This window comes from Bradyrhizobium sp. STM 3557, assembly GCF_045571465.1.
In the GTDB taxonomy this organism is placed as follows: Bacteria; Pseudomonadota; Alphaproteobacteria; order Rhizobiales; family Xanthobacteraceae; genus Bradyrhizobium.
Window position 1 is genome coordinate 2,850,935 of the sequence record NZ_CP120697.1, and the last position, 14,778, is coordinate 2,865,712.

General features: G+C 63.5%; 15 protein-coding genes and 2 pseudogenes. 8 read left to right on the forward strand and 9 right to left on the reverse strand.

From position 1 onward, the window contains the following. Positions 1–227: 227 nt before the first annotated feature. Positions 228–1,111: pseudogene (locus P6U24_RS12920) on the reverse strand (LysR family transcriptional regulator). A gap of 99 nt (positions 1,112–1,210) precedes the next feature. Between P6U24_RS12920 and P6U24_RS12925 the strand changes: the two are divergent. Beyond that, positions 1,211–2,212 carry an aldo/keto reductase gene (locus tag P6U24_RS12925; RefSeq protein ID WP_407159482.1) on the forward strand — a complete coding sequence of 334 codons (1,002 nt, stop codon included), beginning with the start codon at positions 1,211–1,213 and terminating at the stop codon, positions 2,210–2,212. 1,026 nt (positions 2,213–3,238) lie between these two features. On the opposite strand, the gene P6U24_RS12930 is transcribed toward P6U24_RS12925, so the two are convergent. Further along, entirely contained in the window at positions 3,239–4,315 is a 1,077-nt protein-coding gene (locus P6U24_RS12930; protein WP_407159483.1) for an HWE histidine kinase domain-containing protein, read from the reverse strand. A gap of 160 nt (positions 4,316–4,475) precedes the next feature. Here P6U24_RS12930 and P6U24_RS12935 point away from each other — a divergent pair, with 160 nt between their 5' ends. Continuing rightward, a complete protein-coding gene (locus tag P6U24_RS12935) occupies positions 4,476–4,649 on the forward strand; it encodes a hypothetical protein (protein ID WP_407159484.1) in 174 nt (57 codons plus the stop codon). 92 nt (positions 4,650–4,741) lie between these two features. On the opposite strand, the pseudogene P6U24_RS12940 reads toward P6U24_RS12935, so the two are convergent. The 7 genes and pseudogenes from P6U24_RS12940 to P6U24_RS12970 form a co-directional block, all read right to left on the reverse strand. Next, a pseudogene (locus tag P6U24_RS12940) lies at positions 4,742–4,891 on the reverse strand (hexameric tyrosine-coordinated heme protein). A gap of 39 nt (positions 4,892–4,930) precedes the next feature. Then, entirely contained in the window at positions 4,931–5,323 is a 393-nt protein-coding gene (locus P6U24_RS12945; protein WP_407159485.1) for a c-type cytochrome, read from the reverse strand. 37 nt (positions 5,324–5,360) lie between these two features. Then, the gene (locus P6U24_RS12950; RefSeq protein ID WP_407159486.1) at positions 5,361–5,804 is read right to left on the reverse strand and encodes an FAD:protein FMN transferase; all 444 of its coding nucleotides are present in this window, start codon (positions 5,802–5,804) and stop codon (positions 5,361–5,363) included. A 128-nt stretch (positions 5,805–5,932) separates the two neighbouring features. After that, complete coding sequence (locus tag P6U24_RS12955; protein WP_407159487.1) at positions 5,933–6,253, reverse strand: cupredoxin domain-containing protein; 321 nt, start codon at positions 6,251–6,253, stop codon at positions 5,933–5,935. Between the two features lie 9 nt (positions 6,254–6,262). Further along, entirely contained in the window at positions 6,263–6,784 is a 522-nt protein-coding gene (locus tag P6U24_RS12960; protein WP_407159488.1) for a DUF4142 domain-containing protein, read from the reverse strand. A 111-nt stretch (positions 6,785–6,895) separates the two neighbouring features. Continuing rightward, positions 6,896–7,582, reverse strand: coding sequence for an RNA polymerase sigma factor (locus tag P6U24_RS12965; protein WP_407160440.1), 687 nt, complete (start codon positions 7,580–7,582; stop codon positions 6,896–6,898). Between the two features lie 167 nt (positions 7,583–7,749). Then, positions 7,750–8,100: a RidA family protein gene (locus P6U24_RS12970; RefSeq protein ID WP_407159489.1), complete on the reverse strand. Its 351-nt coding sequence runs from the start codon at positions 8,098–8,100 to the stop codon at positions 7,750–7,752. A 306-nt stretch (positions 8,101–8,406) separates the two neighbouring features. Between P6U24_RS12970 and P6U24_RS12975 the strand changes: the two genes are divergently transcribed. The 6 genes from P6U24_RS12975 to P6U24_RS13000 all read left to right on the forward strand — a co-directional run bounded on the left by P6U24_RS12975 (position 8,407) and on the right by P6U24_RS13000 (position 14,679). Beyond that, a complete protein-coding gene (locus tag P6U24_RS12975) occupies positions 8,407–9,384 on the forward strand; it encodes an ABC transporter substrate-binding protein (protein ID WP_407159490.1) in 978 nt (325 codons plus the stop codon). Between the two features lie 63 nt (positions 9,385–9,447). Next, on the forward strand, positions 9,448–11,154 hold the full coding sequence (ilvD, locus tag P6U24_RS12980) for a dihydroxy-acid dehydratase (RefSeq protein ID WP_407159491.1): 1,707 nt from the start codon (positions 9,448–9,450) through the stop codon (positions 11,152–11,154). A 69-nt stretch (positions 11,155–11,223) separates the two neighbouring features. Further along, a complete protein-coding gene (locus P6U24_RS12985) occupies positions 11,224–12,066 on the forward strand; it encodes an ABC transporter ATP-binding protein (RefSeq protein ID WP_407159492.1) in 843 nt (280 codons plus the stop codon). Further along, the gene (locus P6U24_RS12990) at positions 12,063–12,839 is read left to right on the forward strand and encodes an ABC transporter permease (RefSeq protein WP_407159493.1); all 777 of its coding nucleotides are present in this window, start codon (positions 12,063–12,065) and stop codon (positions 12,837–12,839) included. The genes P6U24_RS12985 and P6U24_RS12990 overlap by 4 nt, the downstream gene beginning before the upstream one ends. Further along, positions 12,836–13,600: an ABC transporter permease gene (locus tag P6U24_RS12995; protein WP_407159494.1), complete on the forward strand. Its 765-nt coding sequence runs from the start codon at positions 12,836–12,838 to the stop codon at positions 13,598–13,600. Before P6U24_RS12990 ends, P6U24_RS12995 begins: the two co-directional genes overlap by 4 nt. 32 nt (positions 13,601–13,632) lie before the next feature. After that, positions 13,633–14,679, forward strand: coding sequence for a peptidase M29 (locus P6U24_RS13000; protein WP_407159495.1), 1,047 nt, complete (start codon positions 13,633–13,635; stop codon positions 14,677–14,679). The last annotated feature ends 99 nt before the right edge of the window (positions 14,680–14,778 follow it).

Below are 14,778 nucleotides of genomic sequence, written 5' to 3' on the forward strand. Positions count from 1 at the left end.
AGCCGAGCTAAGCTCGAGTACCAAAAAGCCTAGTAGATTTTTGCAGCTTCGCATTGGTCATGGTGACTGACTAAGTTCACGCATAGTCGTTGACTTGACAAGGTCGAATAGAGTTCCGGTTAGGGGCAAAGCGGCCTTTCGATTCCGCATGGAAGGCAGGAGCCAGGCGCCATGCGCCTCGGGGACCGGTCGAACTCGTAGGATGGGTTGAACGCTTGCGAAACCCATCAAGCACGGTCTCGCTGCATGCTGCGCGAGACATCGACGAAGGCCCGCAACGCGGCCGGCATCTGCCGCCGCATCGGATGATACAGAAACATGCCCGGAAAACGGGGGCACCAGTCTTCCAGCACGCGGCTTAGGCGCCCAGCGCGCAACAACGGCTGGGCCTCTCTCTCGAACACAAACGCGATGCCGACGCCGGCGGTTGCGCATCGAAGCATTAAGCCGGCATCGTCGAGCGTCAGCTGGCCCGGTACATCCACGTCGAGCGGCGCCCCGTCCTTCTCGAACTCCCAGCGAAAGATTGCCCCACTCTGAATGCACGAATGCCGGTGCAAATCGTGCGGCGTCGTCGGCGTCCCGCGTCGGTCAAAATAGGCGGGCGCGCCAACCACGGCGAAGCGTTGCTCCTCGCCGATCCGCACCGCATCATATCCTGGGCCAGATGCTCGCCGAAGCGGATGCCGGCGTCGAAGCCGGCGGCGACAATATCGACCAGAGCATCGTCCGTAACGATCTCCAGCTTCACGTCGGGGTACTGCTGCACGAACGCGGTGACGATCGGCGTGAGCAGCAGCACCGCCGAGCGCGGCACGTTGAGACGGAGCACGCCGGCCGGGCTGTCGCGGAAACGGTTGATCGATTCCAGCGCGGCGTCGATATCGTCGAAGGCGTTGCGCAGTTGCACCACCAGCTGGGCGCCTGCCTCGGTCAGCGTGACGCTCCGGGTCGTGCGATTGAGCAGGCGCACGCCAAGGCGCTCTTCAAGGCCGCGGATCGAGTGGCTCAGCGCGGATGGCGAGACGCCGCGGTCCACCGCCGCGCGTCTGAAATTCAACCGCGCTGCGACTGCGGCAAAGGCGGCCAAATCCGAAAGGTTGTCCGGCATGTCGATTGATGAACTCAGCTCAGTAGACCGTTCAGATTATATGTATTCCGAAACAATCTGCCAGACGCACATTCAGCTCCACCAACCAAGGAGACCTGAATGTCGAATCTTCCTCTTCGCAAGCTGGGCGCCCGTAGCGGCGTCGCTGTGTCCGCCCTCGGTCTTGGCTGCATGGGCATGTCCCCGGGTATCTATGGCGCTGTCACCGACGATGACGGCATCCGCGTCATCCACCGCGCGCTGGACCTCGGCGTCACTTTCCTCGACACCGCGGAAGTCTATGGTGGCGGGCATAATGAGACGCTGGTCGGCAAGGCGATCGCGGGGCGGCGCGACAAGGTGTTCCTCGCAACCAAGTTCGGTATCATGCCGCCGGCTGGACAACGCGGCTATGCCGCGCTCGAAATCAACGGCAGGCCCGAGAACGTAATGCGCGCGGTCGAGGGATCGCTCCGCCGGCTCAACACGGATCACATCGACCTCTATTATCAGCATCGCATCGATCACGACGTCCCGGTCGAAGACACGGTCGGCGCGATGGCAGATCTGGTGCATGACGGCAAGGTTCGCTTCATCGGCCTCTCCGAGGCGAGCGCGGACACGATAGCGCGGGCCCATGCCGTGCACGAAATCGTCGCCGTTCAAACGGAGTTTTCGGTGTGGTCTCGCGATATCGCGTCGAACGGCGTCTTAGACACGCTCAATCGTCTCGGCATCGCACTGGTGTCCTACAGTCCGCTTGGCCGCGGTTTCCTCACCGGCCACATCGCCGGACCCGAGACTCTGCGCGACGACGACTTCCGCCGCACCTTGCCGCGTTTCCAGCCCGCCAATCTCCAGCGAAACGCGGAGCTCGTCGAACACATCCGAGAGATCGCGACGCAGAAGGGCGTGACCCCGGCCCAGATCGCACTCGCCTGGGTGCTGGCACAGGGGGAGATGATCGTGCCCATTCCGGGAACGACAAAAGTCGAGCGGCTGGAGGAAAACGCTGCAGCAGTATCGATCACCCTCGACGCGGCCGATCTTGCAATGCTTGACCGTCTCGCAGACACGGCGGCGGGCGAGCGTTACCCGGATATGAACTGGGTTAATCGGTAGCTGAGGCGAAGTCCGGCTCGTATCCGGTCGGTATTGCGATGACAGAACTCGTGGGAGGGGTTGAGCGCTTGCGAAACCCCTCAAGCACCGTCTCTGCTAGAGTCATGATGGGTTTCGCCTTCGTTCTACCCATCCTACGTACTGCCTATGCGCAAGATTGGATGAGGTATCGTCTGGTTGGTGTGAGGAAAAGCGATAGGGCTCCAGCGACTCGAACCCCCGACGTTCTGGAGCTCTCCGAGAGGACTGCGACCGGACCATTCCGACAAGTGAAAACCTTTTGCGGGTTCAATGCGCGTTGAACGATCCGTTTGTCGGATCGCCTTTGATTTTCCTCGAAAACACACGCCTCTTGATTAGCCCCTCTATCGGAAAATTTGAGATGCTTGCGTCAAGACACTCTCACGCATGATGGCGCGAGCGCCGAAGACCATGGCCACGCCCCGGGGAGATTGGCATAGAAGCCAACCTCGACAGCCGCCGCCCGTCAACAGCACGTCAACAGCAAATGGCGTTTCGTTCCGATCTTGTTCTTACTCCGTTTGCACGTCTACTGGCCTTTTCGCTTTGATTTTGCGCGAGAATTCGTGTTCCGGACTACCTTGACATTGTAGTGGTCGCAGCTTCGATGCCTGACCGTCGGCGCATCGGTGGCTCGGAAAAGCTCGGGCTGAGCAAAACGAGTCCGCATTACCCCGCAGCGGACATGAGTGCAGATCTGCAGGAAATCGGCTTCGGGCATGGCGGACCTCAAAGCTCTGGCGTTTGATGCACAGAAGGGATGCTCTCGGCTCGGCAACGACGCTCGCTTTCCAGCCCCTGGCCTCGATGTACGCCGCTTCGTCGTTGGTCATTCCGACGAGGGCTTTTGCTTTGGAATCAAAGATGGAATCAAACGGGCGGGCCGGAGTGGAAAAATCCTTGGACGGCAACTGATTATTGCAGGGTTCGATCCCTCCCGCCCCCGCCAGGCTCAAGGCATTGAGCTGCTTGCAAGATCTCGTGGGATTGGGCCCGGCTTCCGGCTCAGCATTGTTGCGGCAGCATCGGCGATTTCAGCGAGCAGCCCACGATCTCCGGGAACGACAGTTCGCAAAACAGTCCTTCCGCCCGCCACTGCCGGGTAATCGTTCCCCGCAGGTTACGGATGACGCCGTCGATCGCGCCGACGCCAAATCCCTTGCGCGTGGGCTCCCTGACCCCAGGCCCGCCGCTCTCCGACCAGCGCAACACGAGCGGCTCCGTGCCATCGGCCACCCAGCTGATGTCGAGCCGACCAGAAGGCGTCGACAACGAGCCGTACTTGGCGGCGTTGGTCGCGAGCTCATGGATGGCGACCGCGATCGCCTGGGCCAGGGTGGCCGGCAGGCGAATGTCATCTCCCGCGATGCTGATCCGTTTGCCGTCCTCGCTTGCGTATGGCCGGAGCTCCTCCTCGACGATGGTCCTGAGGCTAGCGCCGGTCCAGCGCGACGCGGAGAACAGTCTCTGCACGTGCGCGAGCGCGCTGAGCCGGCCTTGAAACGAGGCCTGGAACTCCTCGGCGGTGTTTGCCTTGGTCAGCCGAAGCATCGCCTGGATCACCGCGAGCAGATTGTTCGAGCGATGATCGACCTCGGCCGTGAGCAGCATCATCCGCTGCTCGGCGTGCTTGCGGGCGGTGATATCGACCAGCATGTTGACCGCGCCGATCAGGCGGCCGTCGCCATCGCGCAGCGGGGTCGGGTAGGGCATGAAGCAGATGCGCGAGCCGTCCGGCCGCTCGGCAACGGCCTCGACATCGCGCACAGGCCGGTTCTGCTTCAGCGCGATCGCCATGGGACATTCTTCGTGCGGCAGCGGCGTGCCGTCCGGCAGATAAAGCTTCCATGTCACGCACCACATCTCGCCGATCCTTGGCGTGCGTCCGGCGAAATCAATGCAAGCGCGGTTGAAGAAGGTGATACGCCCTTCGGCGTCCGTGGTGTAGATCGCGGCCGGCAACGCCTGAAGCAGCTCGCGGAACTGCTTCTCGGACTCCACGCCGCCGCCGCGAATGGCCGCATGCCGGGCCGCGATCTCGCCAATGGTGGCCTCGTCCGTATGTCCAAACAAGTCCAGCATCGCGTTCCTACAGACCGGGGGGTAGCTAGCTAATCCATGATGGCGCCGATGGTTCCGAGACGATGGCGTGGGACTGCACGCATTTCGTTACAGGTTGCGCAAGCTCGGCGGAACTTGATCCTGGTCATGGCCGGCGATGCCCGTTGCGCGAAGGTCGCGCATGAGCATCATCACCTTCCGATGTCCGGGCACTCGGCAATATGTGCAGCACCTTATCGCCGACGAGGCGGAGGGCGACCGCGACGCGTACGTGATGGTGGACTGCCCGGCATGCGGCAAGCTGCATTTCGTGAACCGCAGCACGCACAGGCTGCTCGGCCACGAACGGGAGTGAGCAGGCCGAGCCGGCAGGACGATCATGATCGCCTCCGCAGCCCGGCCGCTTCACGCCCGAAGCAGGCGCTCAGGGATGTCTTCCGCCCGCTGTCAGCGCCACCAATTGTTGGCGGCGGCGACCGTCTGGAAGTGAACCGCGACGACGTGGGATGTCGCGATGAATTACGCAGCGTCTTGCTCGTATGCCGCCCGCAACCGGGAGCGGACGTCATCAGATGGCTGGGTGATCTTCACTCCCATTCGCGAGAGCTTTCCGGAGCGCTATCAGAACCGAAGCCCTCACTGCTGGCTGAGTTTGACGGGCGCCTTGTCGAAGGTGTGCAGGTAGGCGATCAGATCCTTGATCTTCTGCTCGTCCTTGATGCCGGCAAACGCCATCTTGGTGCCCGGGATCTTGGCCTTCGGATCCTTGATGTACTCGCTGAACGTCGCCTCATCCCAGGTGATGCCGGATTTCTTGTTCGCATCGGAGTAGTTGTAGCCCTCGACCGATCCGGACTTTCGGCCGAACAGCCCGTTGAGCACAGGGCCGACGGCATTCTTTGCGCTGTCCCCGACCTGGTGGCAGGCCTTGCAGACGGCGAAGACCTTTTCGCCTGCGGCGGCATCCTGGGCGCTGGCCTGCCCGAGCCCGGCCGCCAGAAACAGGGCTACAAGTGCAGTTCGTTTCATCCAATTCTCCTTGCTTTGGTTTCGAAAGACGATGACTTCACGCGACGAGGTCGACCTGTTTGCCCGCAGCGTCGACGAGATGAACCCGCTCGATGTCCACCTGTGGCAACAGCGATTGGATCTGTTGTTTCTGCATCAGGCTGAAGGCCGTGGACAACGCGTCGGCGGCCGTCGCGTTGCGGGACACCGTGGTCACGCTGCGGTAACGGTCGGCGCAGGCGCCTGTCCGGGGATCGGAGAGATGATTGAAGCGGCCCGCCGCATCGAACTGGAAGCCATAGGCGCCCGAAGTCGACACGGCGCGGTCGACGATCGGAAGCACCGCTTCCGTGCGTCCCGCGACGACCGGATCGACGACGCCGACCTCCCACGGACGCCCGTCCGGACGCGACCCGATGGCCCGGGTCTCGCCCATGTCGACCAGGCTGTGGGCGACGCCGCGGGCCCGCAGCAGGAGTCCGGGCCCCGCTTCATCGGGCATCCTGAGCGCCAACACGCCCGATACCGTGAAGAGGCTAGAGCGATGTCTGCGGCGCGCCTTGATTCAGCTCAAGAACCGCGCCGCGTTCGATGCCGACCAGCGGCATGCCGCCGAAGTCGCGCCTCATCCTATGGCGCGATCGTGAGCGTTGCTTTCATGTTGGGATGGAAGCGGCAGTAATATGCGATGTTGCCGGCCTTCTTCAGAACCAGCGTCATCGTCTGCTTTGGCGGAATCGTCACGTCGAAATCGCCATTTCCGGCGGTTGCGGTGTGGGCCAGGATATCCTTGTTGATCCATTCGATGGTATCGCCGACCTTGGCCGAGGCCGCGGCCGGCGAAATCACCAGATTCTCCATGACAATCTGGATCGTCGCCGCATCCGCCGGGACGGCCGTCGCGCCGATCACGATTGCCACGATGATCGGGCGAAGGCCGCCGGTCTGCATGGTCGGCTCCTATTTCAGCTCGGCCGCGACGTGTTCGGCGTGCTGCTCGTGACCCTGGAAGATCTTCAGGCCGGTCTTCAGCAGGTCCTTCAACTCGCCATTGCTGGCTGATGGAATCAACTGCTTTTCCAGCGCGGAATTGACCGTCTTGTGATAGGCGACCTCGTTGGCGACATAGGCCTTGTCGAATGCAGCGCCGCTGAGCTTGCCAAGCTCGGCGAGCTGGTCGGCAGCCTGCTTCGACAACGCCTTGCTGGTGTCGTTGTCCTCAGGCGTGACATTGAGCTTCTTGACGAGGTCGAGCGCCTGCTTGTTCACGGCTTCATGGTCGCGCACCATGTCATCCGCGAACGCCTTGACGTCCTTGTTCGAAGCTTTGGTCTGCGCCTGCTTGGCGGCGGCGATGTCGATCGTGCCCGCCGTGTAGGCGATATGGGCGATCTGCGGATCGGTCAGCTTGGCGTTCTCCGCAAGCGCCCCGCCGCTCAAGAGTGTCATCGCGGCGAGCGCCGCACCAAATCGAATGGACATGCCTTGGTCCTCCCTGTGCTGCGCCGTATCGGCGCGTTCGACCGTTACAGCCGTTGGATGAAGGGAGGCGCCGGAGGTTCCCGGAAATTTGCGAGGATGGACCGAAGCCCGTCAGACGGTCTGGCCGTAGCCGAGGCGCGTCATCACGGCATGGGTCAGCCCGGCGCAGCGCCGGCCTGCAAACGGAAACGCGTCCATGACCACCGGTCCGATCTTCTTTTCGACATTGGCGCGCAGCATGGCGCGGGCGCGGTGCAGCCGTGTCTTCACGGTCTCAGCCTTGAGCGCGAGCAACTCGGCGGTGTCTTCGACACTCATGCCTTCGACCATGCGCGCGATGAAGACGAGGCGGAATGGTTCGGGCAATTCGTCGATCGCAGCCTCGACGACGTGCTGGATTTGGCGCTGCGCCATGGATCTTTCCGGATCTTCAGTCGATGCGGTGGGAAACCGGATGACCTGCGCTTCCAGCGTGCCTTCCGGCAAGGACGACAGCTCGATGCCGGGCCGTTCGCGGCGGAGCCGCCCCAGCGCCTCGTTCATGACGATCCGCGACAGCCAGGTCGACAGGCTGGACTCACCGCGGAAGTCGGCGAGATGAGTGAAGGCGCGAACATAGGTTTCCTGAACGACGTCCTCGGCTTCGTGGTCGCGCCGCAGGATGCCGCGGGCCAGCCGATAAAGCCGCCGGTTGTTCGTGGTGATGATGGCGCGAATCGCCGTCTCGTCGCGCGCGAGCGCCCGGCGCACGAGCTCGATGTCGCCGATGCTGCCGGATGCTGCCTGTACTCGCGGCATCATCGCCCGTTCCATGGCCACCTCGCTTGCAAGGACAAGAAGCGTTTCAGGCTTGGATGCGACAGCGGCGCAAAGGTTCCCGGAAATCGACCGATGACGCAAGCTGAAGGAAGAACGTCCAAAGAGCGACGGCCGCGAGGGCCGCCGCTATGTGCCCGGTGGACGGCTTACTTCGCCGCCACCACCATGATCTCGACAGTGAATTGTGGTGCTGCGAGCTTGGCCTCGACGGTGGCGCGGGCCGGCGTGTTGCCGGGCGAGACCCAAGCGTCCCACACCGCGTTCATCTCGCCGAACGTCTTCATGTCGGTGATGTAGATGTTCGCCGAGAGCAGCTTCGACTTGTCGGTGCCGGCCTTCGCCAGGTGACCGTCGATGATCGACAGGATCTCTTCGGTCTGCTTGGTGACGCTTTCGCCGGCGGTCTTCTGCGCGACGACGCCGGCGAGATAGACGGTGTTGCCGTGCACGACGACCTGGCTCATGCGCGGGCCGGTTTCGAAACGCTGGATCGACATGGAGAACTCCTCGAGGCTTGAATTGAGAGCCTCTCCTAGCGCGTCGGACGCCCCCGCGCCAGCTTTGCCGTCCGCTCGAACGGGATCGCCTGCGTAATCTCCAGGATATGACGTAGCGCGTCGAGTGCATGCTCCCGCATGCCGTCGCGGTCGGGAGACGATCCCCGGCCGGATCCAGCGTGCTGGCGGTCTGATCCGCGAGGGCGCTGCCGGACCTGCGGCGACCACATCGTGTTTTCCGCGCTTGCGCAGCTATTTGAGCCATGAAAGATTTGGCCCTTTCCCGGTTTCAGGTGGAGGGGCGGAATGCGGACGTTCTGGGGTGTGGCGGCGATGGCAGTGGCCGCGGTTGCGGCGAGCGCAGGTCCGTCCCTGGCGCAGCAGACCATCCGCGTCGGCTGGACGATTCCGGCCGAGGAATCCAAATACTGGATGATGAAGCGGCCGACCGAATTCCCCGATCTCGGCAAGACCTACAATGTCGAATGGACCCAGTTTCAGGGCACGGCGCCGATGACGCAGGCGCTGGCCGCAGGCGCGCTCGATTGTGCGACGCAAGCGCCGCTGTCGCTCGCCAACGGCGTCAAGGGCGGCAACCTCAAGGCCTATATCGTCGCCCAGCACGTGTTCGAGAAGCCCGGCGGCTTCTCGGTGTATTGGGCGGTCAAGGATGACTCGCCGATCAAGACCATCGCGGACCTGAAAGGCAAGACCGTCGGCATCTCCGTGATCGGCGGCGGCACGCAGGGTCCATTCAACATGCTGCTCAAGCAGGCCGGGCTCGATCCGACCAAGGACATCAAACTGGTCGAGGTCGGCTTCGCAGTGGCCGAGGATGCCTTGCGGCAGGGCCGCGTCGATGCCGTCAACATGAACCAGCCGTTTGCAGCCCGCGCCGAGGCGAAGGGCGGCACGCGCAAGCTGTTTGCGCTGTCGGAGGCGATGCCGAACATCGTGCATATTCTGGAGGCCTGCCGCGCCGATTTCGTCGACAAGAATCCGGATCTCGTCAAGGCCTATGTCCGCGACATCACGCTCGGTATGAAGAAGGCGCTCGCCAATCGCGATGAGACGCTGAAGGTCGTCTCCGAAGTGATGAAAGTGCCGGTGCCCGTGATCGACACCTATCTCCTGAAGGACAATGATTTCGGGCGCGATCCCGGCGCCGCGCCGAATTTCGCGGCGATCCAGAAGATGCTCGACATCTATGCCGATACCGGCATGCTGCCGAAGATGGATGTCGCCCAGTTCAAGCATCCGTCGATCGTGGCGCCGCTTCAGTAAAGGCACACGAACGGACGAGCGCGCGCTCCGGTGAGGCCGGAGCGCTTTGCGGAGATATCGACAATGAAGAAGCTGCGGTCGCGCGTGACGACGGACGGGCTCGATCGCGCGCCGCATCGCGCCTTCATGCGCGCCATGGGCCTGGACGATGCCGATATCGCCAAGCCGATGATCGGCGTCGTCAGCCAGAAGGGCGAGCAGACTCCCTGCAACATGACCCACGACTTCCAGGTCGATGCCGCGAAGACCGGCATATCGGAAGCAGGGGGTGTGCCCCGGGAATTCGCTACGATCTCCGTCTCCGACGGCATCAGCATGAATCACGAAGGCATGAAGTTCTCGCTGTTCTCGCGCGAGCTGATCGCCGATTCGATCGAGGCGGTGGTGCATGGCCTTGCCTATGACGCGCTGATCGGCTTTGGTGGCTGCGACAAGACATTGCCTGGCGTGATGATGGGCATGGTCCGCTGCAACGTGCCGTCGATCTTCATCTATGGCGGCAGTGCGCTGCCGGGCAAGCTCCAAGGCAAGACGCTGACCGTGCTTGACTCCTACGAGGCGGTCGGCAGCTTCATGACCGGTGAGATCGACGAGGCGACGCTCAAGGATATCGAACTCACTTGCCTGCCGACCATCGGCGCTTGCGCCGGCCAGTTCACCGCCAACACGATGGGCATGCTGTCGGAGGCAATGGGGCTGTCGATGCCCAACGTCTCGATGGTTCCCGGCGTCTATGCCGAGCGCGCCCATGTCGCGCGGCAGGCCGGGCGGCTGATCATGCAAATGCTGGCGCGCGGCGGCCCGCTACCGCGCGAGATTGTCACCCGTAAAGCGCTGGAGAACGGCGCGGCGATCGTCGCCGCCACCGGCGGCTCGACCAACGCGGCGTTGCATTTGCCGGCGATCGCCAACGAGGCCGGTATCCGCTTCACGCTCGACGATGTCGGCGAGGTGTTTGCACGCACGCCGCTGATTGGAAACTTAAGGCCGGGCGGCAAATACACCGCCAAGGATGTCTATGATATCGGCGGCGCGGCGGTGGTGATCCGTGCGCTCATCGAGAGCGGCCATATCGATGGTTCGTCTCTCACTGTTACCGGCAGGACACTCGCCGACGAGTATGGCTATGCCAATGCGCCCGATGGCGAGATCGTCTTCCATCCGCGCACGCCGATCATGTCTGACGGCGGCGTCGCGGTGCTCAGGGGCAATCTCGCGCCCGACGGTGCGGTGATCAAGGTCGCCGGGCTGAGGAATCTCGTTTTCGAGGGTACCGCCCGCGTGTTCGAGGATGAGGAGGCCTGCGTTGCCGCGGTGCGCGACCGCAACTATCGGGCCGGTGAGGTGCTGATCATCCGCAACGAAGGTCCGGTCGGCGGCCCCGGCATGCGCGAGATGCTTGGCGTCACCGCGCTGATCTATGGCCAGGGCATGGGCGAGAAGGTGGCGCTGATCACCGACGGCCGCTTCTCCGGCGCGACGCGCGGCATGTGCATCGGCTATGTCTCGCCCGAGGCCTTTGTTGGCGGGCCGCTCGCCCTGGTGCGCGATGGCGATCGCATCCGCATTGATGCCAAGGCGCGCCGGCTCGACCTGCTGCTGGACGAAGGCGAACTCGCTGCACGGCGCGAGGCGTGGTCGCCCCGCGCCCCGCGGCATCGCGCCGGGGCGCTCGCCAAATATGCGAAGCTGGTTGGGCAGGCGCCGCTCGGCGCGGTGACCCATGAGGGCCCTGCGGAGTGGCCGTGGTTCGACCAGGAGATCGAGTAGACCTTTCCGGGCGATTGGCAGGAAGTTTGCTAAGCTTTCGCGGAAGCGACCTCGTAGACGAGACCTTGGATGAGCGTGACGCCGATACGATCTGATCATCGCATGGAGCCTGCGCCGGCAGCGCGGGCCAAGCCGATCATTGCGATCGAGCACGTCTCCCAGCGATTCCAGACCAAGGCGCGCCGTGACCATCTGGCGCTGTCGGATATTTCGCTGTCGGTCGAGGAGGGCGCCTTCGTCTCGATTCTCGGTCCCTCAGGCTGCGGCAAATCCACGCTGCTCTACATCGTCGGCGGTTTCGTCAGCCCGACTGAGGGCGCCGCGACGATGAAGGGGCGTCCGATCAAGGGACCCGGCCCCGAGCGCGGGCCGGTGTTTCAGGAGTTCGCGCTGTTCCCTTGGAAGACAGTGCTCGGCAACGTGATGTATGGCCCGCGTCAGCAGGGCGTAAAGCCGGCCGAGGCCGAAGCACAGGCGCGTGCGCTGATCGAGATGGTCGGCCTCAAGGGCTTTGAGACCTTCTATCCGAAGGAGCTGTCCGGCGGCATGAAGCAGCGCGTCGCGCTGGCGCGCACGCTCGCCTATCACCCCGAGGTGCTGCTGATGGACGAGCCGTTCGGCGCGCTCGACGCGCACACCCGCACCAGGCTGCAGAACGACCTGCTCAACATCTGGGAGCGTGACCGCAAGACCGTGCTGTTCGTGACCCATTCGGTGGAGGAGGCCGTCTTCCTGTCCGACAAGGTGGTGATGATGACGCGCTCGCCCGGCCGCATCCGCCAGGTGATCGACATCGACCTGCCGCGACCACGACGACGCGACGAGCTGCTGCTCGATCCGCGCTACCAGAAATACATCGTCGACATCGAGCGCATGTTCGACGATGCCGGCGACGTCGAGCTCCCGATATGAAGCCGGCCCTGACACGACTGGCGCCGGTGCTCGCCTGCCTCGGCCTGCTGGTGATCTGGCAGCTCGGTTCGCTGGGGCTCGGCAATGAGAGCTTTCCGACCGCGTTGGAGTCATTGCGCGCGATTCCCGCGATTCTCACTGAAAAGGAATCCCTGCTCAACATCGCGGATTCGCTGCGGCGGATGGCAATTGGGCTGGTGCTCGCTGTCGCCGTCTCGATCCCGCTGGGTCTTCTGATGGGCCGCAGCCGCGCGATCGCCGCGTTCTTCAATCCGCTCCTGATGATCATCTATCCGGTGCCGAAGGCGGCGCTGATGCCGATCATCATGCTCTGGCTCGGTGTCGGCGATCTCTCCAAGACACTGGTGATCTTCCTCGGCGTCAGCCTGCCGGTGATCTATCATTCTTTCGAGGGCGCCAAGGCGGTCGAGGAGAAGATGCTGTGGTCGGGAGCCGCAATGGGGCTGACGGCGGCCCAGCGGTTAGTGCGCATCGTGTTCCCGGCGGCATTGCCGGAAATCCTCACCGGCTGCCGCACCGGGCTGGTGCTGGCGCTGATCACGATGGTCACCAGCGAGATGATCGCGCGCCAGTCCGGCGCCGGCAACATCCTGTTCAATGCGCTTGATATGGGCCAGTACGACACCGTGTTTGCGATGATCATCATCGTCGGCGCGATGGGTATCTGCTTCGATGCCGCGTTCGAGGTCGCCCGCGCGCGCCTGGTGCGCTGGTCCGAGCCGCAATTCGATATTCCGCTGAGCTTCTCATGACCATGCGCGGCATCTCCGAGCTTGTGTTGGGCCTGCTGCCGATCGTGCTCGTGCTGCTGCTCTGGCAGGCGCTGATCTCGTTCGGCTGTGCGCCTGCAACCTTGCTGCCGCCGCCGGGGCAGGTGTTTGCCCGCATGGGCGAGCAGTTGCTCGACACGTCGTTCCAGCAGGACATCGCGGCGACACTGTTCCGGCTGTTCGCGGGCTTTGCCATCGCGGTGGTGCTGGGCGTCGCCATTGGCATTGCCGCCGCGGTTAGTCCGCCTGTCAATGCCGCGGTGCGGCCACTGGTTCGCGTGCTGGCGCCGCTGCCCAAGGTCGCGCTCTATCCAGCCTTCCTGCTGCTGCTTGGCTTCGGCCATGAATCCAAGATCACGCTGGTCACGGCCGATGCGCTGTTCCCGATCTTGCTATCCACTTACTACGGCGCCTCGATCGTCGAGCAGAAACTGGTCTGGTCGGCGCTCGCCGCAGGCACGCCGCCGCGCGAGGTGTTGTGGAAGGTGGTGCTGCCGGCCGCCATGCCGTCGATCCTCACCGGCTGCCGCATCGGCCTCGTCATCTCCTGCATCGTGGTGTTCCTGGCCGAGATGATCACCTCGACGGACGGCCTCGGCCACGTGCTGGTCGCGGCGGCACGGCAGTTCCAGGCCGTCGACATGTTCGTCCCGCTGATTACGATCTCGGCTCTTGGGCTGATCCTCAATGGCCTGCTTGGCGCGCTGCGTTCTTACCTGCTGCGCGGCTTCCCTGAAGTCTGATAGAACGCCGAGAAGACATTTGGAGGAAGAGCATGTTCGCGGATCGCATTGAGGCGAAATGGATTGACGCATTTTGCGAGATCTTCGAGCGCTGCGCGGTGAAGCCGGGCGATATCGCGGCGATCCTCTCCGAGACTCAGTCGCGCGCGCTCAATGTCCACCTGTCGGAATTGGCGCTGTTGCGCATGGGCGCACGGCCGTTTCATCTCGTGGTGCCGACGCCGCGCAACCGGCATCCGGTGCCGGTGCGCTCGACCGGCGCCTCCGAGGCGATCGGCCGGCTTGCGCCGGTGGTCGGCGCGCTGCAGCAGGCCGGCTTCGTGGTCGACTGCACCATCGAGGGCCTGATGCATGCGGTGGAGACGCCGGAAATCCTGAAAGCGGGTGCGCGTATCCTCGTGATCTCCAACGAGCACCCCGAGGCACTCGAGCGCATGGTGCCGGATCCGGCGCTGGAGAAGCGCGTGCGCGCCGCAGCCAAGATGCTGCGCGCAACCAAGCGCATGCGCGTGACCTCGAAGGCGGGCACCGATCTCAACGTGATCATGGAGGGCGCCTCGACCGTCGGCGTCTGGGGCTGGACCGATCGGCCGGGCACGCTGGCGCACTGGCCGGGCGGCATTGTCGTCAGCTTTCCGAAGAGCGGCTCCGTCAATGGCACCTTGGTGATGGCGCCCGGCGACATCAATCTCACCTTCAAGCGTTATCTCACCTCGCAGGTGAAGATGACGCTGAAAGACGACTACGTCACCGAGCTGGAAGGCGAGGGGACGGATGCCGCGATGATGCGTGCTTATCTGGCCTCCTGGGGCGACCGCGAGGCCTATGCGGTGTCGCATGTCGGCTGGGGCATGAATCCCGGCGCGCGCTATGAGGCTCTGTCGATGTACGACCAGCGCGACACCAATGGCACCGAGCTGCGGGCCGTGCCGGGCAACTTTCTGTTCTCAACCGGCGCCAATGAATTCGCCGGCCGCTACACGGCAGGCCATTTCGACCTGCCAATGATGGGCACCACGATCGAACTCGACGGCACCGTCGTGATCAAGGACGGCGTGCTGCAAGACGTGTTCGGTTAGCAGGTCTTGCGGAGCGTCATTGCGAGCGAAGCGAAGCAATCCAGAGTCAGGAAGGAAGTCTGGATTGCTTCGTCGCTTCGCTCCTCGCAATGACGGGTG